Origin of the sequence: Actinomycetospora straminea, assembly GCF_028737255.1 — a bacterium.
Lineage (GTDB): Bacteria > Actinomycetota > Actinomycetes > Mycobacteriales > Pseudonocardiaceae > Actinomycetospora > Actinomycetospora straminea.
Map to the genome: position 1 here is coordinate 265,336 of NZ_JAQZAN010000003.1, position 24,119 is coordinate 289,454.

Sequence of the window (24,119 nt, forward strand, 5' to 3'; positions counted from 1 at the left end):
GCGCCGGACGGCTTGTGTCACTGCTCACGTGGTGTGCACGGCCGCGTCGCCTACGGTGCGGCGGGACGGACACGGACACCGCGAGGAGGTCGGGTGACGGCACGGAGCACGGGCCTGCCGGGGATGCGCGAGGACTACCGGGCCGCGACGCTCGACGCCGAGGACCTCGCCGCGACCTGGCACGAGCAGCTGCACGCCTGGATCGCCGCCGCGCGGGACGCGGGCCTGCCCGACGCCAACGCGATGGTCCTGGCCACCGGCGACGACGAGCACCGCGTCACCACCCGCACCGTGCTCGCCAAGGACGTCGACCCCGCCGGGGTCACGTTCTTCACCAACTACACCTCGGAGAAGAGCCACCAGCTGCGCCAGACGCGCCAGGCGTCGGCGACCTTCCCGTGGCTCGCCCTGCAGCGCCAGGCCACCGTCATCGGCACCGTCGAGCTGCTCTCGCGCGAGGAGACCGCCGAGTACTGGCGCACCCGCCCGCGCGGCTCGCAGCTCGGGGCGTGGGCGTCGCCGCAGTCGGCCGTCATCCGCGACCGGGCCGCCCTCGAGGAGCTCCTCGCCACCGTCACCGAGCGGTTCGCCGACGACGAGGAGGTGCCGCCCCCGCCGCACTGGGGCGGCTGGCGGCTCGTGCCCACCCACGTCGAGTTCTGGCAGGGCCGCGCCGACCGCCTCCACGACCGTCTGCGCTTCCGTCGCACCGACGGCGGGTGGGTGGTCGAGCGCCTCGCGCCGTGAGGGCGCACGATCCCGTGCGTGCCACGTAGCCGGGGCTTCCTCGCCGACACCACGCCGCTGCGCACCCCCGCCTTCAAGCGGCTGTGGATCGCCGCGATCGTCACGGTCGTCGGGGCGCAGCTCACCGTCGTCGCGGTCCCGACGCAGCTCTACCAGCTGACGGGGTCGTCGGCGTGGGTCGGGCTCGTCGGCCTGTTCGGCCTCGTCCCGCTCATCGTCTTCGGGCTGTGGGGCGGGGCGATCGCCGACGCCGTCGACCGCCGCGGGCTGCTGGTGTTCACCGGCACGGGCATCGCGGTGACCTCCGCGCTGCTCGGGGTCGTCTCGGTGACCGGCGTCGGCGGGCCCTGGACGATCCTGTCGCTCTACGCGGTGCAGACCGCGTTCCTCGCGATCAACCAGCCGACCCGCGCCGCGGTCCTGCCCCGGATCCTCCCGAACGACCAGCTGCCGGCGGCGAACACGCTGCTGTTCACCGTCAACCAGGTCGGCGCGATCGCGGGCCCGCTGCTCGCGGGCGTCGTCCTGACCTTCAGCTCGGTCGGCATCCTCTACTTCGTCGACACCGCCTGCCTGGCCGCGGCGATCTGGGCGGCGTTCAACCTGCCGCGCCTGCCCGTCGGGGACGGCCCGGGCGGGCTGCGCGGGGCGATCCACGCGGTGCGGCGGAGCGCCGGGTTCGCCGACGTCCTCGCCGGCTTCCGCTACATCGCGACCAGCCAGGTGCTGCTCGTGTCGTTCCTCGTCGACATCGTCGCGATGGCGGTCGGCATGCCCCGCGCGGTGTTCCCGGAGGCCGCCGAGCGCGTGTTCGGCGATCCTCCGGGCGGCGGCTTCGCCCTCGGCGCGCTGTTCGCCTCGATCGCCATCGGCGCGACGCTGGGCGGCCTGTTCTCCGGGCGGCTGCACGGCATCCGCCGGCAGGGCGTCGCCGTGACGGTGGCGATCTGCGTGTGGGGCCTCGGCGTCGCGCTGTCCGGACTGACCTCGATGCTGTGGCTCGCAGTGACGCTGCTCGCGATCGCCGGCGCCGCCGACCTCGTCAGCGCGGTGTTCCGGCAGACGATGCTGCAGGTCGTCGCCACCGACCGGATGCGCGGACGCATGCAGGGCGTCTTCACGGTCGTCGTCGCCGGCGGCCCCCGCGTCGGCGACCTCTGGCACGGCCCGGCCGCCGACGCCTGGGGCACCGGCGCCGCCACGTTCGTCGGCGGCATCGGGGTCATCGTGCTGACGGTGCTGGTCGTCGCGATCTTCCCCGTCTTCTGGCGCTACCGGGCCCCGCTGCCCGGCGACCCGCCCCCGCCCGAGGCCGTGGCCGCCTCCGACGACGTCTCCGCGGACGCCGCTTCCGACGACGCCTCGGGCGACGCGGCCTCGGCCGACCCGCCGGGCCGCGGCGGGAAGACGGCGTCGGAGGACGGGCCCGCCTGACCCGGGGCCTGCCGGTGCGGGAACCCCAGCCCGTGCTGCGGCACTTCGGGCGAGGCGGAGTCCAGCGGCACCGCGGGCGAGCGCACGAGCCCGAGCTGTGCGGTCTGGCGCGGCAGCAGCGCGTCCATCAGCCAGTCGACGGCCGTGCGGACGCGGTTCCCGGGCATGGCCATCAGGTGGTAGCCGCGGGCGACGACGTGCGCGGGCACCCCGGTCAGCTTGACGCCCAGCGGGTTGGCCGCCGCGTCGAAGCCGCCGAGGTCGACGACGAAGCCGAGGTCGCGGTGCTTGTAGGCCTTCGCGCGCCCGTGCCCGAGCGACGCGGCGACGTTGCGCCCGGCGAGCTTGCCCTGCCGCTCGGCGTGCTGGGCGGTCATCGCGGTGTACTCGCCGGGGCGGGCCTGGTCGGGCACCGCCGCGGCGTCCCCGCAGGCGAAGACGTGCGGGTGCCCGGGCACGCGCAGGTGGGTGTCGGCGACGATCCGGCCCTGGTCGACCTCGACACCGAGGTCGTCGATCAGGGGGTCGGGGCGCACCCCGACGCACCACAGCAGCGTGCGGGTCGGGATGTGCTCGCCCGAGGAGCTCAGGCGCACCCCGTCGCCGGTGGCCTCGTCGACCTGCTCCCCGGTGCGGACGTCGACCCCGCGCTCGCGCAGCACCCGCTCGGCGTTGCGCCCCAGGTGCGCGTCCAGCCCGGACAGGACCTCGCCACGGCTGACCAGCACCCAGCGCGGGACCTCCGCCAGGCCGCGGCTCTTCGCCAGCTCCTTGGTGAACAGGAACCCCTGCGCGGTGGCCTCGGTGCCCGTGTAGCCCCCACCGACCACGACGACCGTGAGGCGGGCCTCGCGCTCCTCGGGGTCCTCGCACACCGCGGCGAGCTCGACCTGGCGGATGAGGTGGTCGCGCAGGTAGAGCGCCTCGGGCACGCCGCGGAAGCCCTGCGCGTACTCGGTGATGCCCGGCACCGGGAGCACCTTGTGGACGCTGCCGGCGGCGATCACCAGCCGGTCCCACGACGTCTCGTGGTGGATGCCCTCGGGGTCGAGCCAGCCGATGGTGTGCCCGTCGAGGTCGAGCTCGTCGACCTCGCCCGGGGCGTGGCGCACGCACGACGGCAGGGCCGCGGCGAGCGCGACGGAGATCCGGCGCGGCTCGAGGATGCCGGCGGCCACCTCGGGCAGCAGCGGCAGGTAGAGGAAGTAGTTGGTCGGGCTGACGAGGACGATGTCGACCTCGTCGCCCATGCGCTTGGCGAGGGAGCGCGCCGTCTGGAAGCCGGCGAACCCGCCGCCGACGATGACGACCTTCGGGCGGCGCCCCGAGCCGTCCGGGGAGCCGTCCGGGGAGCCGCCCGGGGTGTCGTCCGTCATGACCGGCTAGGTGACCGCTCGGGTGTGGGGACGAAACCGGCGCCACGCAGAAGCAAACCGATCGTCACAACCGCTAGCGTGTTCCGCCGTGCACCCGACCGGCGAGCAGATCGACCTCGTCGCGGGGCCCACCCGCGTCGTCGTCACCGAGGTCGGCGCGGGCCTGCGGGCACTGAGCGTCGACGGTCAGGACCGCGTCGAGACCTACGACGCCGACGCGAGCCCGCCGATGGGCGCGGGCTGCGTGCTCGTGCCCTGGCCCAACCGCATCGCCGGCGCCGCGTACACCTGGGCCGGCCGCGAGTACCACCTCGAGGCCACCGAGCCCGCCCGCGGCCACGCCATCCACGGCTTCCTGCGCCGCCGGCCCTGGCGGATCGTGGCGCGCACCGACGACGCCGTGACCCTCGCCGCGGAGGTCGACGCCGGGTGGGGCTGGCCGGGGCCGCTGCACGTCGCGACCACCTACAGCGCGACGCCCACCGGCCTCGCGGTCGCGCACGCGCTGACCAACACCGGCGACGCCGCGGTCCCCGCGGGCGTCGGCACCCACCCCTACCTGCGCGTCGGTGACGTCGCCCCCGCCGACTGCACGCTCACGCTCGCGGCCGACCGGATCGTCGACACCGACGAGCGGATGATCCCGACCGCCGTGCGCCCGGTCTCCCCGGACGAGGACCTGCGCGGCGGCCGCCGCGTCGCCGACCTCGCCCTCGACACCTGCTTCGGCGCCGCCCCGGGCGAGGACGGCGTGCTGGGCGTGCTCACCGCGCCCGACGGCCGCGCCACCGCGCTGTGGGCCGGCCCCGACGTGCGCTGGGTGCAGGCGTTCACCCCCGACGACCTCGCCGGGCGCGGGAAGGCCGTCGCCGTGGAGCCGATGACCTGCCCGCCCGACGCCGCCAACTCCGGCACCGACCTGCGCGTGCTGGAGGCTGGGGAGACGTGGACCGTGCGGTGGGGGGTCGAGGCGCGATGACCGGCCGTGTCGTGGTCGGCGGCGAGGCGCTGGTCGACCTGGTCCCCACCGGCGACGAGCACCCGGACGACCCCGCCCTGCGCGCCCTGGCCCCGCGCCTCGGCGGCGGGCCGTTCAACGTCGCCGTCGGCCTGGGACGCCTCGGGGTGCCGACGACGATGCTCACGCGGCTGTCGACCGACGCCTTCGGCGAGGCCCTGGTCCGCCGGCTCGACGCCAACGACGTCGACACCTCGCTGCTGCAGCGCGGCCCCGAGCCCACGACGCTCGCCGTCGTCACCCTCGACGGCGCCGGCGCCGCGCAGTACGCCTTCCACGTCGCGGGCAGCGCCGACCGCCTCGTCGCCGACCCCGGTGAGCTCCCGGCCGACACCGCCGCGCTCGCGGTGGGGACGCTGTCGCTGGTGCTGGAGCCGGGCGCGTCGCGCTACGCCGCGCTCGCCGTGCGGGAGGCCGAGCGCGGGCGGCTGGTCAGCCTCGACCCCAACCTGCGGCCCGGGCTCGCCGACGACCCCGGCGCCGTGATCGCCCGGCTCGACGCGATCGCGGCGGTCGCGGGCCTGGTCAAGCTCTCCGACGAGGACGCCGAGCGCTGGGGCCGCACCCCGTCGGACCTGCTCGACGCCGGGGCGGGCGCGGTGGTGCTGACCCGCGGCGCCGAGGGGCTCACCGCCCACACCCGCGGCGGCGGGGTCGTGGCCGTGCCCGCGGACGCCGTGGGGCCCCTGGTCGACACCATCGGCGCCGGCGACAGCGTGCACGCGGCGCTGCTGGCCTGGCTCGCCGGGCGCGGCGCGCTCGACCGCGCGGCCGTCGCGGACCTCGACGCGGACGCCTGGTCCGACGCCCTGCGCTCCGCGGCCCGCGCCGCGGCCTGGACGGTGTCGCGTGCCGGCGCCGAGCCGCCGTGGCGCCACGAACTCGACGGCTCCCTCGACGGCTCCTGGGCCCCGGCCCGCGACGTCGGGCCGTAACACAGCCGTCACGCAGTGACGTGGCCCACGTCGTGTGGCGACGGTCCTCGTACTGCACAGCGGGCTTTCCGGGCGCTACGGTTCGCGCTCGAACCACCCCCATCGCTGCGGGAGCACGCCGCGGGGACACCCCCCTCCGGCCGGGCGGCCCGGCACCTCCGCTCGCCGAGCCGGCGCCGCCGCCCTCCCGCCGCGGACGAGCGCGAGAGGGACTGACTGCCGATGGCCAGCGAGGACTCCGAGAAGCGCACTGCCACGCTGTCGTACCCGGGCGGCGAGCACCAGATGGAGATCGTCGAGGCGACCGAGGGTGCCTCGGGCGTCGCGCTCGGGAAGATGCTCGGCGAGACGGGTCTGATCACGCTGGACCCGGGATACGTGAACACCGGCGCCTGTCGCTCGGACATCACCTACATCGACGGTGACGCGGGCATTCTGCGCTACCGCGGCTACCCCATCGAGGACCTCGCCCAGAACTCCACGTTCGTCGAGACCAGCTACCTGCTGATCTACGGCGAGCTGCCCAACAAGCAGCAGTTGGAGACCTTCACCGACCAGATCCAGCGGCACACGATGCTGCACGAGGACCTGAAGAAGTTCTTCGACGGCTTCCCGGTCGACGCGCACCCGATGCCGGTGCTGTCGTCCGCGGTCTCCGCGCTCTCGACCTTCTACCAGCGCGCCCTCGACCCGTTCGACGAGCCGAACGTCGACCTCTCGAGCGTCCGCCTGCTGGCCAAGGTCCCGACCATCGCGGCCTACGCCTACAAGAACTCGATCGGCCAGCCGTTCCTCTACCCGGACAACTCGCTGGGCCTGGTCGAGAACTTCCTGCGCCTGACCTTCGGCCTGCCCGCCGAGCCGTACGAGGTCGACCCGGACGTCGCCAAGGCGCTGGACATGCTGTTCATCCTGCACGCCGACCACGAGCAGAACTGCTCGACGTCGACGGTGCGCATGGTCGGCTCGTCGCAGGCGAACCTGTTCGCGTCGATCTCCGCGGGCATCAACGCCCTGTTCGGCCCGCTGCACGGCGGCGCCAACGCGGCGGTGCTCACGATGCTCGAGGGCATCCGCGACAACGAGGGCAACGCCGACGAGTTCGTCCGCAAGGTCAAGAACAAGGAGCCGGGCGTCCGGCTCATGGGCTTCGGCCACCGCGTCTACAAGAACTACGACCCCCGCGCGGCGATCGTCCGCGACACCGCGCGCGGGATCATCGAGAAGCTCGGCGGCGGCGACGAGATGCTCGACATCGCCATGCGCCTCGAGGAGTTCGCGCTGCACGACGACTACTTCGTCGAGCGCAAGCTCTACCCGAACGTCGACTTCTACACCGGCCTGATCTACCAGGCCATGGGCTTCCCGACCGAGATGTTCACGGTGCTCTTCGCCATCGGCCGCCTCCCGGGCTGGATCGCCCACTGGCGCGAGATGATCGACGACCCGGACACCCGCATCGGCCGCCCGCGGCAGGTCTACACGGGCCCGACCCAGCGCTCCTACGTGGGCCTCGACCAGCGCTAGGTTCCGCACTCCTGTGGCAGCCCACTCCTGTGGCAGCGAACGCGCTGTTCGCTGCCTCTAGGCGCACGAACTCCCCGTTCGCTCGCCCGGTCCGGTGCGCTCACCGCGCCGGGCGGGCGTCCGGGGAGTAGTCGCCGGACGCCGGGGTAGCCGTCCGGCATGAGCGACTCCCGGGACGATCGCGACGACACCGCGATCGTCTGGTTCCGCCGCGACCTGCGGGTCGGCGACCAGCCGGTCTTCGAGGCCGCGGCCGCCCGGGCGCGGCGGACGCTGGCCGTGTTCGTGCTCGACGAGCGCATCCTCGGTCCGGCCGGCAAGGCCCGGCGGACGTTCCTCTTCCGCAGCCTGCGCGACCTCGACGCGTCCCTCGGCGGGCGGCTGCTCGTCGTGCGCGGCGACCCGGTCGAGGCGATCCCGAAGCTCGCCGGCGCGGTGAAGGCCCGCAGCGTGCACGTCGCCGCCGACTTCGGTCCCTACGGCCGCGAGCGCGACGAGGCCGTCGAGAAGGCGCTGGGGGAGCGGGACGTCGAGCTCGTCCGCACCGGGTCGCCCTACGCCGTCGAGCCCGGGAAGATCACGAAGTCCGACGGCGAGCCCTACAAGGTCTACACGCCGTTCAGCCGCGAGTGGACCAAGCGGGAGAAGGGCGCGCCGGCCGACACCGACGCCGCGACCGTCGACTGGATGGACCCGTCGGAGAAGGACGGCGGGCCGCGGGCGGTGAGGATCCCCGACGACGAGTCCGTCGAGGCCGAGCTGCCCGAGGCCGGCGAGCGCGCGGCCCACGAGCACTGGGAGGCGTTCGTCGACGAGCACCTCGCCGACTACGACGACCTGCGCAATCGTCCCGACAAGCCCGCGACCTCGCGGATGTCGGTGTACCTGAAGTACGGCGTGATCCACCCGCGCACGCTGCTGGCCGGCGTCGGCGGCTCGGGCAAGGGCGCGACCTCGTTCCGCAACGAGCTGTGCTTCCGCGACTTCTACGCCGCGGTGCTGTGGTTCTACCCCCGCTCCGCGCGCGAGAACTTCGACCCCAAGTTCGACCGGATGCCCTACGACACCGGCCAGGAGGCCGAGGAGCGGTTCCGCGCCTGGCAGGAGGGCCGCACGGGCTTCCCGGCCATCGACGCGGCGATGCGCCAGCTGCGCGGCGAGGCGTGGATGCACAACCGCATGCGGATGGCCGTCGCGTCGTTCCTGGTCAAGGACCTGCACCTGCCGTGGTGGCGGGGGGCGCGGCACTTCCTGGACCTGCTCGTCGACGGTGACCTCCCGTCGAACCAGCACGGCTGGCAGTGGGCCGCCGGCACGGGCACCGACGCCGCCCCGTACTTCCGCGTCTTCAACCCCGTCACCCAGGGGGAGCGCTTCGACCCCCAGGGCGACTACGTCCGCCGCTGGGTGCCCGAGCTCGCCGGGATCGAGGGCAAGAAGGTCCACCAGCCCTGGACCCTCGCCGAGCCCCCGTCGGACTACCCGGCCCCGATCGTCGACCACAAGACCGAGCGCGCCGAGGCCCTGGACCGCTTCAACCGGCTGTGAGGCGGGGTCACAGCTGGTGGTCGTGCACTCATCATGGTCAACAGCCCTCCGACCCCGATGGGCGCACACTCGAGCGGGGTGCGCGGCCCCCGGAACGACCGAAGGGCACCTCCGGTCGAGCGGAGGTGCCCTTCGGTCAGGAACGGCCGGGGGTCACTGCTGGCCGATGAGCCCTTGCTGCGTCAGGAACTCGCGGGCGACCTGGTCGGCGTCGCGGCCCTGGGACGAGATCTGCCCGTTGAGGTTGAGCATCACGTCGTCGGTCAGGCGCGGCGCGATCTGGTTGAACACCTCGACGACCTGCGGGTTCCGGTCGACGACGTTCTTGCGGATGGTGTTCGACGCGTTGTATTTCGGGAAGAAGTTGCGGTCGTCGGCGAGCGACACGAGGTTCAGCGCGGGGATGCGGCCGTCGGTGGTGAACACCTCGCCGAAGAAGCAGGGGTTCGCGTTGGCCGTGGCCTGGTAGATCGCGCCGGTGTCGAGCACGGTCAGGGCCGGCGGGGAGTCGTAGGGGCGGGTGACGCCGTAGGTCTGCAGCAGGTTCGGCAGGCCGTCGTTGCGGCTCGCGAACTCGGCCTCGACGCAGGTGGTGGCGCGCGGGTCGCCGCTATTGATGAAGTTCGCCCAGTCCGACGTGGTGCGCATGTTGTTCTGGTCTGCGAAGGCGCGCGTGGTGGCGATCGCGTAGGTGTTGTTGAACGGCGTGGGGTTGGTCCACACGATCTGGTTGCGCTGCAGGTCCTGGTCGCGGGTGGCGATGTACTGCTGCTGCGAGTCGGGGATCGGCGTGGTGTTGCCGAGGTTCGCGATCCACCCGGTGCCGGTGTACGACCAGCCCATGTCGATCTCGCCGGACAGCAGCGCCTGGCGGGCCGCGGCGGAGCCGGTGATGTTGCAGCGGTCGTTGACGGTCGCGCCGACCGACTGCAGCGAGGCGACGCTCATCTTGCAGAGCAGGAGCTGCTCGTCGAACTCCTGGCCGCCGACCGTGTAGGTCTGGCCGGCGAGGTTGATGCCGCTGGCGGCGAGGCTGCCGCCCTGTGCCTGGGGCTGACCGGAGCCGGAGAGGCCGCCGCAGCCGGCGAGGACGAACGCGAGCACGGCGATGGTCGCGCCGACCATCCGCCCCGTGGACCGTGTGAGCATCGCGAGATCGTTGCACTGCCGACGGGAGATGGCGAGGGGAGAAACGGACGGACCGCCCCGCCGGCGACCTCCTCGAGAGCCGGCGCCTCCTGGCCGCACGAGGACGCCGCGTGGCCGGGCGCGTCGCGTCAGGTCCGCGCCCGCCCCAGGGCCTCGCGCAGCGACACGCGCGCGCCGGTGCGCAGCACCGAGTTCGCGTAGATCCGCCCGCCGAGGGCCAGCACGACGGCCGTGAACGCGATCGTCAGCGCGAAGGCGAGCACGACCTGCCCCGCCGGCGCGACGCCCAGCGCCATGCGCGCGGGCATGAACAGCGGGCTGAACGGCGGCAGCAGCGACAGCACGGTGATCCCGGCGCCGCGCGGGTCGGAGGTCAGCAGGTTGAAGCCGACGACGAAGCCGAGCAGCACGGTGATCGTCACCGGTGAGAGCACGCTCTGGGTGTCCTCCTGCCGCGACACCAGCGACCCGGCCGCGGCGAACACCGTCGCGTAGAGCGCGAACCCGAGCAGGTACCAGACGACGACCGAGACGAGCGTCGTCACGAGCCCGGGGCCCACGACGAGCACGCCCGCCGCGCCGGCGACGGCGAGCCCGGCGCCCCCGAGGATGACGAGCTGCAGCAGCCCGACCGCGCCGAGCCCGAGCACCTTGCCGAGCAGCAGCTGCCACGGCCGCACCGACGACAGCACGATCTCGACGACCCGGCTCGCCTTCTCCTCGACGACGCCCTGGGCGACCATCGCCCCGTAGGACTGGATGGAGAAGAACAGCAGGAACGCGCCCGCCAGCCCGAGGCCCAGCCGCGGGCCGGCCTGCGGGTCGGGCGGCTCGGCGGCCACGATCACCGGCCCGGACTCGGCCAGCGCCGCGTCGAGCGCGCCCGGGTCCACCCCGCGTCCGGTGAGGAACGCGTCGCGGACGACGACGGTGGTGGCGTCGTCCAGCACGCGTTCCAGGTCGGCCGGCGGCTCCGACTCGACGAACACGCGCGGCCGGGCGGGCTCGCCGCCGACGAGGGCGTCGAGGTCCCCGGCGCGGACCGCGGCCTCGCCCGCCGCGACGTCGGGCTGCGGGATGACGGTGAGCGTGACGCCCTCGGTCGGCGCCGCGCGCTGCAGGGGGCCGGCGAGCGCCACGGCGGGTCCGGTGACGCCCACGCGGGCCGTGTCGTCGCCGGCGGTGATCGTCGCGAGGACGGCCGCGTAGGCGCCGAGCAGCACGAGGACGGCGAGGGTCCCGAACACGAACGCGCGCCCCCGGACCCGCGAGGCGAACTCCCGGCGGGCGATGAGGCCGACCGGGCGCAGGCGCGGGTTCACGCCGCGGCGCCGGGCCGTCGGCGGAGGTCCGGGACGTGGTCGGCGACGGCATCGCGGTAGATCTCGGCGAGCGTCGGGCGGCGGCGCCGGAACTCGTGCACCGGGCCCGTGCGCCGGGCCGCGTCGAGCACCGTGCCGAGGGTGGTGTCCGAGGCATCGGCGAGCGTGAGGACCGTGCCCTCGTCCGTCACGCGGACCGCGGCCACGCCGGGCAGCACGTCGGCCCACCCGGTCGCGGCCTGCGGGGCGTCGACGACGAGCTCGGTCGCCGAGGCCGCGCGCAGCTCCGCGACCGTGCCCTCGGCGACGAGGCGCCCGGCGCGCACGATCCCGACCCGGTCGCAGAGCCGCTCGACGAGCTCGAGCTGGTGCGACGAGAAGACGACTGGCGCGCCCGCGTCGCGGCGCTCGCGCAGGACCTCGCTCATGACGTCGACGGCCATCGGGTCGAGGCCCGAGAAGGGTTCGTCGAGCACGAGGACGTCGGGGTCGGCGACGAGCGCGGCGGCGAGCTGGACGCGCTGCTGGTTGCCCAGGCTCAGGCGCTGGACGTCCTCGGCGCGGCGCTCGGCGATCCCGAGGCGAGCGGTCCAGCGGTCCGCGGCGGCGCGCGCCTCCGCGGCCGACCGCCCGCGCAGCTCGGCCAGGTAGCGCAGCTGGGTGCCGACGGCCATGCGCGGATAGAGGCCCCGCTCCTCGGGCATGTAGCCGATCCGCCGCCGGGAACCGGCGTCGAGCGGGCGGCCGTCCAGCCGCACCTCCCCGCCGTCGGCGGCGAGCACACCGAGCGCGATGCGCATCGTCGTCGTCTTGCCCGCCCCGTTCGCGCCGACGAAGCCGTAGAGCTCCCCGGGCCGCACCGTGAAGGTCATGCCGTCGAGCGCCACCGTGGACCCGAACCGCTTGGAGATCCCGTCGATCTCGAGCATCGCACCCACCTCCGAGCCGGCGGTCAGGATGTCGGAGTCCCCCGATCGCGTCCACCGGAGGACAGCCCGCCGACCGGGACCGCATCGTGACCCCGTTCGTCCCAACGAGCGCTGGCGGTCGCGAGGACCTCCGGTGGAGGCTGGACCGGGGAGAGGGGGCGGGGCGTGCGCATCGCGGTGGTGACGACGGTGACCGTGATCCTGCTCCTGGGCGCCGTGCCGCTGGCCGTGCCCGGGGTCCCGCGGCTGCACGGTGTGCCGCCGCTCGTCGCCCTCGGCGTGCTCGTCCTGGCCGGCGTCGCGCTCGTCGTGGGGCTCGCGCTCCTCGCGCTCGGGCGACGGGCGCAGCGGCGCGACGAGGCGGCCACCGCGGACCCGGCCGTGCGCCCGGCCCCGGAGCCTGCGCCGGTCCCGACGACCGCCCCGGCGGCTGCCTGGGTCACCGTCCGGACGCGCTGGTAGCGCTCAGCCCACCGGCCAGGCGTCGGTCAGCGGGGCGCCCGACACCGGGCCAGGCCAGGTCCACACCCACACCGGCCGGCGCCCGTCGGCGGTGTGCGCGACGGCGCGCTGGCGGCGGTAGTCGGGCCCCTCGTAGGCGTCGAGGGCGGGCAGGGCGGTCGGCGGGTCGGCGAGAGTCAGCACCGCGCCCCGCGCCCGTCCCGGGCCGCCGCGGACCAGCGCCGGGTAGCCGCGCCCGGTGTCGTGCACCCGGCCCGGGAGCCACGCCTCGACGGGCGCGCCGGTCACGTACGGCGCCACCAGCCGCCACGCGCGCCGGCCGGGCAGCAGCGTGCCGTAGACGAACACGCGGTCGGGCCACGAGGACGGGTCGGGGACGCCGTGCTCGACGGTGACCGCGTCCGGGACGGGCGGGGCCGGCTCGCCGACGAGGTCCCGCGCGGCGGCCTGGTCCACGTCGACGACCGGCACCGGCGCCCCGTCGACCAGCAGCGGCGCCCGGACCGGAGCCCCCGCCCAGTACGTCCACACGCCGTCGAGGCGCGCGCCGTCCTCGGTCTCGACGCGGCCGGTGCGCAGCCGCACCAGGTCGTAGCGCTCACCGCGTCCCTCGCAGCGGTCCAGGACGGCGACCTGGTCCGGCGTCGCCATCCACACCGCGTGGGTCTCGACCGCGCCCGGGGCGACCGCGAGCGTCGCGGGCCGCGCCCCGTCCCGCGCCCGCAGCCCCGCCGCCCAGACCGCGGCGAGCCCCTCGACCCGCGCCCGCAGGACCACCACCGGCCCCGCGAGGCCCAGGTGCTCGCGCAGCCACGTCAGCTTGCCCGGGCTGCGGTTGGACCCGAACGCGAGCACCGGGACCCGCGCGGCCATCGGCGCGGCCCCGCGCCCGGCGAGCCAGCGGTCGAGGTCGGCACCGTCGGCACCGTCGGCACCGTCGGCACCGTCGGCACCGTCGGCACCGTCGGTGCCGTCGGTGCCGTCCAGGACCCAGCCGGCGGCGGCGCGGTCGGACGGCGCGAGGCGGTGGCTCGCGGCGTCCAGGTGCACGAACGAGAAACCCGGCGCGACCCCGGGGTAGGGGTCGGCCGGGTACTCCTCGTCCGGGTAGGCGCTCAGGACCTCAGTAGCCCCGCTCGCGGTACTCCTCGAGGCGCGCGGCCTCGTCCCCGACCTTCGTCGTGTCGCCGTGCCCGGTGCGGACGATCGTGTCGCCGGGCAGCGAGAACACCTTGTCGGCCAGCGACTCGATGATCACGTTGAAGTCCGAGTACGACGGGCCCGTCGCGCCCGGGCCGCCGTTGAACAGCGTGTCGCCGGAGAACAGGGTGCCGATGTCGGGCGCGTAGAACACCGTCGACCCGGGGGAGTGCCCCGGTGTGTGGATCGCCCGCAGGTCGATCCCGCCGATGGTGAACGTCTCGCCGTCGTGGATCTCGCCGTCGGGCTCGCGGTCCGGGTAGGTGAGGTTCCAGACGACCCGGTCCTCCGGGTTGAGCAGGATCGGCGCGTCGAACGCCGCCGCGATCGCCGGGGCGGCGTTGACGTGGTCGTTGTGCGAGTGCGTGCACAGGATGGCCACGACGTTGCGGTCGCCGATCGCCTTCTTGATCGCGTCCGCGTCGTGCGGGGCGTCGAGGAGGACGACCTCCGACGAGTCGCCGACGATCCAGACGTTGTTGTCGACGTCGAACGAGTTGCCGTCGATCTGGAACTGGCCGGACGTCGTGAGGTGCTCGACGCCCTCGCCGACCTTCTCGGCGGTCACAGGATCACCACCGAACGCAGCACGTCGCCGTGGTGCATCTTCTCGAAGGACTGCTCGACGTCGTCCAGGGAGATCCGCTCGGTGACGAACTTGTCGAGCGGGAACCGGCCCTGCAGGGCGAGGTCGACCAGCATGGGGAAGTCGCGGCTGGGCAGGCAGTCGCCGTACCAGGACGCCCGCAGCGACCCGCCGTGGGAGAAGAACGGCTGGAAGTCGGCCTCGAGCTTCATGTCCGGCGACGGCACGCCGACGAGCACCAGGCGCCCGGCGAGGTCGCGGGCCTCGAACGCCTGCTTCCACGTGGCCGGGATGCCGACGGCGTCGACGACCACGTCGGCGCCGAAGCCGTCGGTGAGGTCGCGGATGCCCTGCACCGGGTCGGTGTTCTTGGCGTTGATGGTGTGGGTGGCGCCGAAGCCCTTGGCCCACTCCAGCTTCCGGTCCTCGGTGTCGACGGCGATGATCGTCGTCGCGCCGGCCAGCGCCGCGCCCGCGATGGCCGCGTCGCCCACGCCGCCGCAGCCGATGACGGCCACGGTCTCGCCGCGCTTGACCTCACCGGTGTTGATCGCCGCACCCGCGCCGGCCATGATCCCGCAGCCGATGAGCCCGGCCTCGGCCGGATCGATGTCGGGGTTGACCTTCGTGCACTGCCCCGAGTGCACCAGCGTCTTCTCCGCGAACGCGCCGATGCCCAGGGCCGGCTTGAGCTCCTCGCCGGTGTCCTTGAGGGTCATGGCCTGGGCGGCGTTGTGGGTGTCGAAGCACAGGTGGTGCTTGCCCTTGCGGCACGCGCGACAGACCCCGCACACGGCGCGCCAGTTGAGGATGACGTAGTCGCCGACCTCGAGGCCCGTGACGCCCTCGCCGAGCGACTCCACCACGCCCGCCGCCTCGTGACCGAGGAGGAACGGGTAGGCGTCCTCGATGTTCCCCTCGCGATAGTGCAGGTCGGTGTGGCAGACCCCGCAGGCCTGGACCTTGACCACGGCCTCACCCGGCCCCGGGTCGGGGATGACGATCGTCTCGACCGTCACCGGCTTGCCCTTCTCCCGGGACACGACGCCCCGGACCTCCTGCGGCATGTGCTGGCCTCCGTGTTCTGAGGGTGTGCTCCCGGTCACCTGTGCCCGGGCACCCACCTTGGCATGCGCACCCGACCATGGTCACCGCCGTGAGCATGATCGATCCGCGGTCGTGGTCGGTCGGACGGGGCCGCGCCCGGCTCCTCCCACCGGTCGCGGCCCCGCACCCGGGTTCGACGCAGCGACCCCGCCGTCGGTTCCCTGCTGGTTCCCGCACGTCCCCGGACACACGACGGCGCGGCGGCCACCTCGCGAGAGGTGACCGCCGCGCCGGACGTGATCGACGTACCGATACGGACACTGGGTGTCAGCGACAGCACGCCGACACCGGGATCAGACGTGGAAGATCAGCGCCGAGCCCTGGCCGCCGCCGCCGCAGAGGCTGGCCACCGCGTAGCCGCCGCCGCGGCGGCGCAGCTCGTGGGCGCAGTGCACCGCGAGGCGGTTGCCGGTGGCGCCGATGGGGTGGCCCAGGGCGATGGCGCCGCCGTCGGTGTTGACCTGGTCGGAGCTCAGGCCGAGCTCGCGGGCCGACTGGATGGCGACGGCCGCGAACGCCTCGTTGATCTCCCACAGCGAGACGTCGGAGGGGTCGATGCCCTCGCGGCGCAGCGCCTTGAACGCGGCGTTCGACGGCTGCGAGAGCAGCGAGTTGTCCGGGCCGGCGACCCAGCCGTGGTTGCGGATCTCGCAGAGCGGCTCGAGGCCCAGCTCCTGGGCCTTCTTCGCCGACATGACGACCGTGGCCGACGCGCCGTCGGAGACCTGCGAGCTGCTGCCCGCGGTGATCGCACCCTCCTTGGCGAACGCCGGCTTGAGCTTGCCGAGGCCCTCCGCGGTGGTGTCGCCGCGGACGCCCTCGTCCTCGGTGACGCTGATCGGGTCGCCCTTGCGCTGCGGTACCTGGACCGCGGTGATCTCGGCCTCGAAGCGGCCGTTCTTGGCGGCGTCGGCGGCGCGCTGGTGGGACGCGGCCGAGACCTCGTCCATCTCCTCGCGCGACAGGCCGATCGAGGAGGCGAAGCGCTCGGTCGAGGCGCCCATCGACTCGTGGTCGTAGACGTCGGTGAGGCCGTCGTGCTCGGTGGCGTCGATCAGCGACCCGGAGCCGTACTTGTAGCCCGCGCGCGCCTTCGGGAGCATGTGCGGCCCGCCGGTCATCGACTCCATGCCGCCGGCGACGACGATGTCGTACTCGCCGGCCTGGATCATCTGGTCGGCGAGGGCGACGGCGTCGAGGCCGGACAGGCAGACCTTGTTCAGCGTGAACGACGGCGTCGACATCGGGATGCCGGCGTCGGTGGACGCCTTGCGGGCCGGGTTCTGGCCGTTGCCGGCCTGGACCACCTGGCCCATGACGACGTACTCGACCTGCTCGCCGCTGATCCCGGCGGCCTCGAGCGCGGCCTTGATCGCCGCGGTACCCAGGTCGCCGGCCGTCATGCCGGCGAACGCGCCGGAGAGCTTGCCGATGGGAGTGCGCTTGCCGGAGACGATGACGGAGCCGGGCATGCGGTGGACCCTCCTGGTCGAATGGGTGGCGCGGCGGTGCGCCGGGGACGACCGACCACCCGGGCGGTCTCCGTGGGTGGTCACGGTGCGCGGTGCCCTCGTCACGTGAGGGCCGGACGTCTGAACGTACCCGCGGGCCCGGGTCGGCACCCAGGCCCGCGGGCGGAGGATCACCGCAGGTTCTGCGGGATCGTTCCAGGTCGATCGACTACGGCCGCGAGTGCTCGGCGACCGCGGCCAGGAGCGGCGGCCACTCGTGCCGCAGCGCCTGGTTGCCCATGAACAGCCCGAGGTGCCCGCCGGGCGCGGTGCGGGTGGTGACCTGGTCGGCCGGCGTGGACACGTGGTCCGCGGCGGCGAAGACCTGGATCGGCGGGGTGATGTGGTCGGTCGCGCCACCGAGGAGGAACAGCGGGCAGGAGATGCGCCGCATGTCCACGCGCTCGCCGCCGACGACGAGGTCGCCGTGGATGAGCTCGTTGCCGGCGAACAGGTGCTCGACCAGCCACAGGTAGAACGTGCCGGGCACGTCCTGCGTGTGCTTGAACCAGTCCTCGAACGCCTCGTAGCGCCCGATGGCCACCGGGTCGTCGAGGTTGCGCAGGAGGTCGACGTGCTTGGCGATCTCCGCGTCGGGCCGGATGGCGATGAAGCCGCCCAGCACGAACGAGCCCGGCATGTTGCCGCCGCCCGCCGCGACCATCGCCCGGTACGGGAGCTGGCCGAAGCGCTGGGTGAACACCCGCGACGACGCCCCGATCGGGGTCTCACCGGCGTGGAAGTCGATGGGCGCGCCGGCGAGGGTCAGCGTGTTGACCTTCTCCGGGTGGATCGCGGCGTAGATCGTCGCGAGCCACCCGCCCTGGCAGTCGCCGATGAGGTTGACCCGGCCGCCGGCGTGCTCGACGGCCCGGTCCACGACGGCGATGTAGTCCTCGATCGTCGTGCCCGAGGTCTCGCGGGTGGCCCCGACCCAGTCGAGGGTGAACGCCCTGGTCAGCCCGGCCTCGCGGATGACCATCATCTGCGACTGGCGCGGCTGGAAGTCGACGATGCACGAGTCGTGCCCGGCCTGCGGCGGCAGGACGAGGGCGGGGACGACGTCGTCGGTCGAGCCCTGCGAGAAGTCGCGCAGGCGGGCGATCGGCGTCTCGAAGACGATTTCGTGCTCGTTGTGCCACTGGGGTCGCCGGCGGGTGAGCACGTGGCGCCACCACCGCTGCGCGTCCCGGGTGTTGCGGCCGGGCGAGAGCGACTGGCGCAGCGCCCGGCGGGCCACGTAGCCCGCGCCCTTGGTCATCTCCGCGACACCGCGCACGGCGGCCGTCGCGTGGTAGCCGCGCAGGTAGGCCGCGGGATCGGGTGAGGGGGCCTCGGTCTGCACCGCCGTGGGGTCGGCGTCCAGCACGTCGCTGGTGTTCTCGAGGTCGTCGGCGAGGGCCGTCATGGCGCACCTCCTCGCGCTCACGCAGGGTGAGCGCTCGATCGCACCCGGCTCTGGGTGCTGCACGGAACGTACGGGTGCTTGGGATGTTTCGCAACGAGCGTCTACCGGACGGTAGGGCCGTCCGGGGCTTCCCCACGGGCCGATCCGCCCAGTTCGATGGGCACCGGACCGTGTGGTCCGGCCCACGCCGTGGGTACATGGACCGCCGACAGCGCTGTCCACGACGCAGGGGAGCACGCATGGGAGACATGACCGGACAGGTGGCCATCGTGACCGGCGGCGCCCGGGGCATCGGGCGCGCGATCAGTGCACGGATGGCCCGGCGCGGCATGAAGGTCGGCGTCGGCTACTCGTCGAACCCGACCTCGGCCGAGGAGCTGCAGGCCGAGTTCCCGGACCAGATCACCATCCACCAGGGCAACATCGGCGAGCGCGGCGACTGCGAGCGCGTCTTCGACGAGGTCCTGCAGGCGCACGGCCGGGTGGACGTCCTGGTCAACAACGCCGGCATCACGGCCGACAAGATGGTGGCGAAGATGGAGGTCGACGACTGGGACCGCGTGGTCCAGGTCAACCTCTCGGGCACGTTCTACATGTCGCAGCTCGCGTACCTGCACATGGCCGAGCGGGGCATGGGCCGCATCGTCAACATCAGCTCGGTCATCGGCGAGAAGGGCAACGCCGGGCAGGTCAACTACGCGGCGACGAAGTCCGGGCTCTTCGGCATGACGATGTCGATGGCCCAGGAGGGCGCGCGCAAGGGCGTCACGGTCAACTGCGTGGCGCCGGGCTACGTCGAGACCGACATGGTCGCCGCCGTGCCCGAGCAGGCCCTGGAGAAGATCGTGGCGGGGATCCCGCTCAAGCGCCTCGGTCAGCCGGACGAGATCGCCCGCGTCGTCGAGTTCCTGGCCGACCCCGAGTCGGGGTACATCACGGGCCAGGTCTACTCGGTCAACGGCGGCCTGCACATGGACGCCTGACCAGGGACGACACCAGGGGCTACACCAGGCGCGCGGTCAGCTCGTCGCAGACGTCGTCGAGCGCCGTCGCCGCGGCCCGGCAGACGCCGGGGAACGACAGGAAGCCGTGCACGGCGCGGGCGTGGTCGGTGTGCCGGACGGGCACGCCGGCCGCGTCCAGCCGCGCGGTGTAGTCGACGCCGTCGTCGTGCAGCGGGTCCACCCCGGCGGTGACCACGAGCGCCGGGGGCAGGCCGGACACGTCCGGCGCGAACAGCGGGGAGCAGAGCGGGTCGCCCGGGTCGGCGGGGCCGGCGGGGCCGCCCAGGTAGTGGCGGCGGAACACCTCCATGTCCGCGCGCGTGAGGACCGGCCCGGCCGCGAAGCGGTCCACCGACGGCCGCGAGAACGTCAGGTCGAGCACCGGGTAGAGCAGGACCTGGGCGTCGATCACCGGCCCGGCCTCGCGGGCCAGCAGGCAGACGACGGCGGCGAGGTTCCCGCCGGCGCTGTCGCCCATGACGGCGAGGCGGTCCGCCCGGGCGCCCAGCGACGCCGCCTCGCGCGCCACCCACGACACCGCCGCGTACCCGTCCTCGCGCCCCGCCGGGTAGGGGTGCTCGGGGGCCAGGCGGTAGTCGACCGACACCACGAGCGCGCCGACCCGTGCGGCGACGTGCGCGCACAGCCAGTCGGACTGGTCGAGGTTGCCCAGCGTCCCGCCGCCGCCGTGGAAGTTGACGACGACGGGCAGCGCGCGCGCCGTCTGCGGGCGGTAGAGGCGCACCGGGAGCGGGCCGACGGCGGTGTCGGCGACACGGTCGGTGACGAACACGCCCCGCGGCATCGGGCCGAAGACCCGCGAGGTGACCAGGTTGTGGGACAGGCGCCGCTCGCGGGCGCGCGTGATCTCCTCGGGGCCCATGCGGCTGACCGCGACCGCCCCCGACACGTCGGCGAACCACGTGAACACGCGCAGCCGGACGTCGATGTCCATGGCGCCCCCTCCCGCGACCCTGCTGGGCTCGCTCCCGCCCGTCGCGGCGACCACCCGGTGATCACGGCGGCGGGAGGCGGACAGACTGCCCGATCGGCCCTGCGACACGCGCCCCGAACGGCCCATCGATCGGGGGCTGTCGGTGACCGGTTCCTGGTCCACGGGGACGAGCGGGTGAGACGCGTGTCGCAGCGACGACACTCCGCGTCGCTTCGGCGGGCGGTTGCTCCGGACGTCGGAGCACGGCGGCGGACGGGCACTGACCGTGGCGCCACGTCGCGGCCCGTAGCGTCGGTCCGGTGAGCACGCCGCCGACGAGCGACCGGGGCGACCGCCCCGACGCCCGGCAGCTCGAGAACCTCCTCGTCGCGGCCGTCGTGCTCGTCCTGCTCGTCGGCGCCGCGGTCGCGGGCGTGGTGGCGGTGACCCGCCGCGGACCCGACGCCGCACCCACCTACGCGCAGCCGGCCGCCGCGCCGGCGCCCGCCGACGCCGCGACGCGGGCCACCTGGGCCGCCGACACGGCCGGTCGCAGCGGCGTGCCGGCCCGCGCGCTCGCCGCCTACGCCGGCGCCGAGGCCGCCGCGCGCGACGAGCTCGCCGACTGCGGGCTGTCGTGGGTGACCCTCGCCGGGCTCGGGCGGGTGGAGTCGAACCACGGCCGCTTCGGCGACACCGCGCTCGACGACGGCGGCCGCCCGCGCGAGGCGATCCGCGGCCCCGAGCTCGACGGCACGAACGGCAACCGCACCATCCGCGACACCGACGGCGGGCGCCTCGACGGCGACACCACCTACGACCGCGCGGTCGGCCCGCTCCAGTTCATCCCGACGACCTGGGCGCTCTACGCCGCCGACGGGGACGGCGACGGGGTGAGCGACCCCGACGACCTCGACGACGCCGCCCTGGCCGCCGCCCGCTACCTCTGCACCGACGACCGCGACCTGCGCCGCGGCGACGACTGGCGCGCCGCGGTGCTGGCCTACAACCGCTCGCAGGCCTACGTCGACCGCGTGCGGCGCGAGGCCCTCGGCGCGGCGAGCGCCACGTCCTGAGGCGCGCGGGAGGGCCCGGCGGTCGGCTCGGGCCCGGCTCAGCGGCGGGCGAGCCGCCGCTCGCCCAGCGACCCGGTGCGGTACTCGAGCCCGTAGTGCCCGAACACCCCCGGCTCGTCCTCGGCGCGCAGCTCGCCGTCGGTGTCGATCGACGGCGCCTCGCGCACGAGCTCCCGGCCGAACGCGATCTTCACGTGGGCGGGCGTCACCACGGCGCCCTTGAGCGGGGCGAAGGCGAGCCGGGTGCCCCCGAAGAGCGAAGAGATCCTCACCGTCGCGAACACCGGCTCGTCGCCCAGGGTGTCGACGTAGACCGCGTCCAGGGTCCCGATCTTCGAGCCCTCCGGGTCGACCACCGGGCGGTTGCGCCAGTCGCGGATGTTCTCGGCCGGGATCACGGGGCCGAGCCTAGGGCCCTGGTCAGGCCGCGAGGGCCCGGCGCACCGACCGCTCGACGAGGATCGGGAGGAAGGCGCTGACCCGTGCGCCGGCGAGGCGCTCCCGGGCGTCGGCGACCAGCAGGTGCACGTGCTCGGCCGGCACCCCGGCCCGCGTGTACCGGTCGACCAGGCGCGCCTCGGTGTCGCCCAGGGCGTCCGGCGCCGGGGACGTCGTCGTCGTGGTGCCGGTGCCGCTCGCGTCGACCGTGGTGGTCATGCCCCGTCTCCTCGTCCGCGCCGGTGTCCACGACTCGCTCGTGCACAACCGATCCCATCCCAGCAGGAGCGCGAGGGTCCGGGCCAGGGGAATGACTCGGTGCTCACACCCCGGCCGGCCGAGGTCACACGCCGCGCAGCGCCGGCTGCTCGGCGGTGTCCGGGCGCGTGCCGAGCAGCGTCTCGTCGGTGGTCGGCAGCTCGGCGCGGGCGATCCGCCCGCCCCGGGCCAGCGCGCGCCCGATCGGGTAGGCGAGCGCGGCCGGGGGCAGCGGGCCCTCCTCACCGCCGAGGTGCACGCGGACCTCGGCGGGCTCGGCGCTCGGGTCCTCGGGCAGGCCGAGGCGGCGCAGCGCCTGCCCGGCCACGGCCCGCGAGCTGTCGTGCAGCCCGGTGCCCGGCGGCAGCGCGGCGAGGATCTCCTCCACGACCAGCGGGTAGTGGGTGCAGCCGAGGACGACCGAGCGGCACCGCGCGGGCGTGCGCGCCGCGGCGTACGCCACCGCCTCCCGCACCGCGGCGGCGTCGGCGTGCTCGACGGCGGTGGCGAGCCCGGGGCAGGCGACGGACTCCGCCTGGCCGGGTGCGGCGAAGCGCGCGACCAGGTCGGCCTGGTAGGCGCTGCCCGTGGTGCGCTCGGTGGCCCACACCGCGAAGGGCAAGCCGGTGGCGCCCGCGGGCTTGACCGCCGGCACCGTCGCGACCACCGGCCGGTCGGGCTCGAGGGCCTCGCGCAGCGGGACCACCGCGGTCACCGAGGCGGTGTTGCACGGCACCACGATCGCGTCCGCCCCCCGCTCGACGGCGCGCCGGCCGGTGCCGACGACCCGGTCGACGATCCACGACGACGCCTTCGACCCCCACGGCATGCCCTCGGGGTCGAGGTAGAGGTCGAGCGCGAGGTCCGGGCGCAGGTGGCGCAGCCACCCGGCGGTGGGCAGCAGGCCGCACCCCGAGTCGAGGAGCGCGACGCGCTGGGGGCGCTGGGGCTGGCCGGCCATCGCCTCCGAGTCTAGGACGACGCGATCTCGGACCGTCCCTCAGACCATCGCGGCGCTGCCGACGTCCGGGTGCTCGCGGTGGAAGGCGACCATCGCACCGACGTGCTCGGCGAACGACGGGCAGCGCACGCCCACCTCGTCGAGCAGCGCCGTCGTGGCCGTCACGTCGTAGACGGTGGGGTGGGTCAGGTAGTCGAGCGTCGACGAGGGCAGCTTGAACAGCCGCCCGACGCCCGGCAGATGGTCGATCGAGAAGCGCGAGAGCGTCGTCGGCACGGGCACGACCTTGAGGCGCTTGTCGGTGTGGGCCGCGAACGCCTCGCACATCTCCAGCACCGACGGCGGGCGCGGCGCGGCCAGCGCCACCGTCCGGTTCACCGCGCCGGCGTGCGGCGCGAGCGCGGCGATGGCGTCGACGACGAAGTCGCTCGGCACGAGGTTGAACTGCACGCGCGCCGGGTCGCCGGGCAGCGGCATCACCGCGACCCGGCCCTGGCGGGCGATGAGCTGCAGGGCGTAGTACGGCCCGTCGTACTTCTGGGTCTCGCCGGTGCGGCTGTCGCCCACGACCACCGACGGCCGGTAGATCGTCACCGGCATCCCGGCGTCGCGCGCCTTCGCGACGACCCGCTCGGCCTCGTGCTTGGTGTGCTCGTAGTGGTTGGAGAAGGACTGCCCGAGCTCGAGGTCGTCCTCGGCGAAGATGCCGGGGTAGCGCCCGGAGACGTAGCAGGTGCTGACGTACTGCAGGCGCACGAGCTCGTCGGCGCCGCGGGCGAGGTCGACGACGTTCCGCGTGCCCTCGACGTTGACCGCCCACGCGAGCTCCGGCGCGACGGACAGGTCGTAGACCGCCGCGAGGTGGAAGATCTCCAGCGGCCCGCCGCGCAGCCTCGCGGTCTCCTCGTCGTCGAGACCGAGGCCCGGGCGGGTGATGTCGCCGACGACGAGGCGGGTGCGCCGCGCGATGGCGGGCTCGGCCGACTCGAGGCGCTCGAGGGTCCCGCGCGCCTGGTCGAGCCAGCGCTCCTGCACGAGCGCGACGGCCTGCGCGTCCGGGGACCGGCGCAGCGTCCGTGGCAGCAGCGCGCTGCCCAGGAAGCCGGGGAAGCCGGTGTAGAGCACGGTCGTCGCCAACGCGGGCCTCCGGGGTCCCTCGGTGTCGGGGTGCGCAGAGAGAACCACGACG

The 24,119-nt window shown here is 74.3% G+C and carries 22 protein-coding genes and 1 pseudogene; 9 read left to right on the top strand and 14 right to left on the bottom strand.

Features of this window, described 5'->3' with window-relative positions; genetic code table 11:
* Positions 1 to 123: 123 nt before the first annotated feature.
* Together pdxH and PH190_RS06630 are read left to right on the top strand one after the other, a co-directional pair.
* Entirely contained in the window at positions 124 to 747 is a 624-nt protein-coding gene (pdxH, locus tag PH190_RS06625; RefSeq protein ID WP_274230852.1) for a pyridoxamine 5'-phosphate oxidase, read from the top strand.
* Positions 748 to 765: 18 nt separating this feature from the next.
* A pseudogene (locus PH190_RS06630) lies at positions 766 to 1,932 on the top strand (MFS transporter); the annotation flags it as partial.
* A gap of 86 nt (positions 1,933 to 2,018) precedes the next feature.
* On the opposite strand, the gene PH190_RS06635 reads toward PH190_RS06630, so the two are convergent.
* Positions 2,019 to 3,557 carry an NAD(P)/FAD-dependent oxidoreductase gene (locus PH190_RS06635; RefSeq protein WP_274230689.1) on the bottom strand — a complete coding sequence of 513 codons (1,539 nt, stop codon included), beginning with the start codon at positions 3,555 to 3,557 and terminating at the stop codon, positions 2,019 to 2,021.
* Positions 3,558 to 3,645: 88 nt separating this feature from the next.
* On the opposite strand from PH190_RS06635, the gene PH190_RS06640 reads away from it, so the two are divergent.
* The 4 genes from PH190_RS06640 (at position 3,646) to PH190_RS06655 (ending at position 8,585) form a co-directional block, all read left to right on the top strand.
* On the top strand, positions 3,646 to 4,536 hold the full coding sequence (locus tag PH190_RS06640) for an aldose 1-epimerase family protein (protein WP_274230690.1): 891 nt from the start codon (positions 3,646 to 3,648) through the stop codon (positions 4,534 to 4,536).
* Positions 4,533 to 5,510, top strand: a complete 978-nt coding sequence (locus PH190_RS06645) for a carbohydrate kinase family protein (RefSeq protein WP_274230691.1) — start codon at positions 4,533 to 4,535, stop codon at positions 5,508 to 5,510. Before PH190_RS06640 ends, PH190_RS06645 begins: the two co-directional genes overlap by 4 nt.
* A 222-nt stretch (positions 5,511 to 5,732) precedes the next feature.
* Positions 5,733 to 7,037, top strand: coding sequence for a citrate synthase (locus PH190_RS06650; protein ID WP_274230692.1), 1,305 nt, complete (start codon positions 5,733 to 5,735; stop codon positions 7,035 to 7,037).
* 159 nt (positions 7,038 to 7,196) lie between these two features.
* Positions 7,197 to 8,585, top strand: a complete 1,389-nt coding sequence (locus tag PH190_RS06655) for a cryptochrome/photolyase family protein (RefSeq protein WP_274230693.1) — start codon at positions 7,197 to 7,199, stop codon at positions 8,583 to 8,585.
* Between the two features lie 153 nt (positions 8,586 to 8,738).
* Here the strand turns inward: PH190_RS06655 and PH190_RS06660 are convergent, their stop codons facing one another.
* The 3 genes from PH190_RS06660 to PH190_RS06670 form a co-directional block, all read right to left on the bottom strand.
* Positions 8,739 to 9,734, bottom strand: coding sequence for a glycine betaine ABC transporter substrate-binding protein (locus PH190_RS06660; RefSeq protein ID WP_274230694.1), 996 nt, complete (start codon positions 9,732 to 9,734; stop codon positions 8,739 to 8,741).
* Positions 9,735 to 9,862: 128 nt separating this feature from the next.
* Positions 9,863 to 11,056, bottom strand: coding sequence for an ABC transporter permease (locus PH190_RS06665; RefSeq protein ID WP_274230695.1), 1,194 nt, complete (start codon positions 11,054 to 11,056; stop codon positions 9,863 to 9,865).
* Entirely contained in the window at positions 11,053 to 11,985 is a 933-nt protein-coding gene (locus PH190_RS06670; RefSeq protein ID WP_274230696.1) for an ABC transporter ATP-binding protein, read from the bottom strand. Before PH190_RS06670 ends, PH190_RS06665 begins: the two co-directional genes overlap by 4 nt.
* 165 nt (positions 11,986 to 12,150) lie before the next feature.
* Between PH190_RS06670 and PH190_RS06675 the strand changes: the two genes are divergently transcribed.
* Positions 12,151 to 12,447 (top strand): hypothetical protein, encoded by a 297-nt coding sequence (locus PH190_RS06675; protein WP_274230697.1) that lies wholly within the window; start codon positions 12,151 to 12,153, stop codon positions 12,445 to 12,447.
* A 3-nt stretch (positions 12,448 to 12,450) separates the two neighbouring features.
* Here the strand turns inward: PH190_RS06675 and PH190_RS06680 are convergent, their stop codons facing one another.
* From PH190_RS06680 to PH190_RS06700, 5 genes are all read right to left on the bottom strand, one after another.
* Positions 12,451 to 13,497 (bottom strand): gamma-glutamylcyclotransferase family protein, encoded by a 1,047-nt coding sequence (locus PH190_RS06680; protein WP_274230698.1) that lies wholly within the window; start codon positions 13,495 to 13,497, stop codon positions 12,451 to 12,453.
* 73 nt (positions 13,498 to 13,570) lie between these two features.
* The gene (locus PH190_RS06685) at positions 13,571 to 14,215 is read right to left on the bottom strand and encodes an MBL fold metallo-hydrolase (protein WP_274230699.1); all 645 of its coding nucleotides are present in this window, start codon (positions 14,213 to 14,215) and stop codon (positions 13,571 to 13,573) included.
* A complete protein-coding gene (locus PH190_RS06690) occupies positions 14,212 to 15,300 on the bottom strand; it encodes an S-(hydroxymethyl)mycothiol dehydrogenase (RefSeq protein WP_274230700.1) in 1,089 nt (362 codons plus the stop codon). The genes PH190_RS06685 and PH190_RS06690 overlap by 4 nt, the downstream gene beginning before the upstream one ends.
* A 333-nt stretch (positions 15,301 to 15,633) precedes the next feature.
* On the bottom strand, positions 15,634 to 16,812 hold the full coding sequence (locus PH190_RS06695) for an acetyl-CoA C-acetyltransferase (RefSeq protein ID WP_274230701.1): 1,179 nt from the start codon (positions 16,810 to 16,812) through the stop codon (positions 15,634 to 15,636).
* A gap of 208 nt (positions 16,813 to 17,020) precedes the next feature.
* Positions 17,021 to 18,259, bottom strand: coding sequence for an alpha/beta fold hydrolase (locus PH190_RS06700; RefSeq protein WP_274230702.1), 1,239 nt, complete (start codon positions 18,257 to 18,259; stop codon positions 17,021 to 17,023).
* Between the two features lie 239 nt (positions 18,260 to 18,498).
* Here PH190_RS06700 and PH190_RS06705 point away from each other — a divergent pair, with 239 nt between their 5' ends.
* Positions 18,499 to 19,242 (top strand): 3-oxoacyl-ACP reductase family protein, encoded by a 744-nt coding sequence (locus PH190_RS06705; RefSeq protein ID WP_274230703.1) that lies wholly within the window; start codon positions 18,499 to 18,501, stop codon positions 19,240 to 19,242.
* A 19-nt stretch (positions 19,243 to 19,261) separates the two neighbouring features.
* Here the strand turns inward: PH190_RS06705 and PH190_RS06710 are convergent, their stop codons facing one another.
* The gene (locus PH190_RS06710; protein ID WP_274230704.1) at positions 19,262 to 20,218 is read right to left on the bottom strand and encodes an alpha/beta hydrolase; all 957 of its coding nucleotides are present in this window, start codon (positions 20,216 to 20,218) and stop codon (positions 19,262 to 19,264) included.
* A gap of 299 nt (positions 20,219 to 20,517) precedes the next feature.
* Between PH190_RS06710 and PH190_RS06715 the strand changes: the two genes are divergently transcribed.
* Positions 20,518 to 21,273 carry a lytic murein transglycosylase gene (locus PH190_RS06715; protein WP_274230705.1) on the top strand — a complete coding sequence of 252 codons (756 nt, stop codon included), beginning with the start codon at positions 20,518 to 20,520 and terminating at the stop codon, positions 21,271 to 21,273.
* A gap of 38 nt (positions 21,274 to 21,311) precedes the next feature.
* On the opposite strand, the gene PH190_RS06720 is transcribed toward PH190_RS06715, so the two are convergent.
* The 4 genes from PH190_RS06720 to PH190_RS06735 all read right to left on the bottom strand — a co-directional run bounded on the left by PH190_RS06720 (position 21,312) and on the right by PH190_RS06735 (position 24,067).
* Positions 21,312 to 21,671, bottom strand: a complete 360-nt coding sequence (locus tag PH190_RS06720) for a PRC-barrel domain-containing protein (RefSeq protein WP_274230706.1) — start codon at positions 21,669 to 21,671, stop codon at positions 21,312 to 21,314.
* Positions 21,672 to 21,693: 22 nt separating this feature from the next.
* Positions 21,694 to 21,930, bottom strand: coding sequence for a three-helix bundle dimerization domain-containing protein (locus PH190_RS06725; RefSeq protein ID WP_274230707.1), 237 nt, complete (start codon positions 21,928 to 21,930; stop codon positions 21,694 to 21,696).
* 124 nt (positions 21,931 to 22,054) lie between these two features.
* Positions 22,055 to 22,930: a glutamate racemase gene (locus PH190_RS06730; protein WP_274230708.1), complete on the bottom strand. Its 876-nt coding sequence runs from the start codon at positions 22,928 to 22,930 to the stop codon at positions 22,055 to 22,057.
* Positions 22,931 to 22,969: 39 nt separating this feature from the next.
* Positions 22,970 to 24,067: an SDR family oxidoreductase gene (locus tag PH190_RS06735; RefSeq protein WP_274230709.1), complete on the bottom strand. Its 1,098-nt coding sequence runs from the start codon at positions 24,065 to 24,067 to the stop codon at positions 22,970 to 22,972.
* Positions 24,068 to 24,119: the final 52 nt, after the last annotated feature.

Bases quoted from the DNA above. Each gene is read 5' to 3' on its own strand.
- PH190_RS06645 (WP_274230691.1), top strand. From the start codon at position 4,533: ATGACCGGCCGTGTCGTGGTCGGCGGCGAGGCGCTGGTCGACCTGGTC.
- PH190_RS06650 (WP_274230692.1), top strand. From the start codon at position 5,733: ATGGCCAGCGAGGACTCCGAGAAGCGCACTGCCACGCTGTCGTACCCG.
- PH190_RS06695 (WP_274230701.1), bottom strand. From the start codon at position 16,812: ATGCCCGGCTCCGTCATCGTCTCCGGCAAGCGCACTCCCATCGGCAAG.
- PH190_RS06710 (WP_274230704.1), bottom strand. From the start codon at position 20,218: ATGGACATCGACGTCCGGCTGCGCGTGTTCACGTGGTTCGCCGACGTG.
- PH190_RS06705 (WP_274230703.1), top strand. From the start codon at position 18,499: ATGGGAGACATGACCGGACAGGTGGCCATCGTGACCGGCGGCGCCCGG.
- PH190_RS06670 (WP_274230696.1), bottom strand. From the start codon at position 11,985: ATGCTCGAGATCGACGGGATCTCCAAGCGGTTCGGGTCCACGGTGGCG.
- PH190_RS06635 (WP_274230689.1), bottom strand. From the start codon at position 3,557: ATGACGGACGACACCCCGGGCGGCTCCCCGGACGGCTCCCCGGACGGC.
- PH190_RS06730 (WP_274230708.1), bottom strand. From the start codon at position 22,930: ATGGCCGGCCAGCCCCAGCGCCCCCAGCGCGTCGCGCTCCTCGACTCG.
- PH190_RS06700 (WP_274230702.1), bottom strand. From the start codon at position 18,259: ATGACGGCCCTCGCCGACGACCTCGAGAACACCAGCGACGTGCTGGAC.
- pdxH (WP_274230852.1), top strand. From the start codon at position 124: ATGCGCGAGGACTACCGGGCCGCGACGCTCGACGCCGAGGACCTCGCC.
- PH190_RS06690 (WP_274230700.1), bottom strand. From the start codon at position 15,300: ATGCCGCAGGAGGTCCGGGGCGTCGTGTCCCGGGAGAAGGGCAAGCCG.
- PH190_RS06655 (WP_274230693.1), top strand. From the start codon at position 7,197: ATGAGCGACTCCCGGGACGATCGCGACGACACCGCGATCGTCTGGTTC.
- PH190_RS06660 (WP_274230694.1), bottom strand. From the start codon at position 9,734: ATGCTCACACGGTCCACGGGGCGGATGGTCGGCGCGACCATCGCCGTG.
- PH190_RS06725 (WP_274230707.1), bottom strand. From the start codon at position 21,930: ATGACCACCACGGTCGACGCGAGCGGCACCGGCACCACGACGACGACG.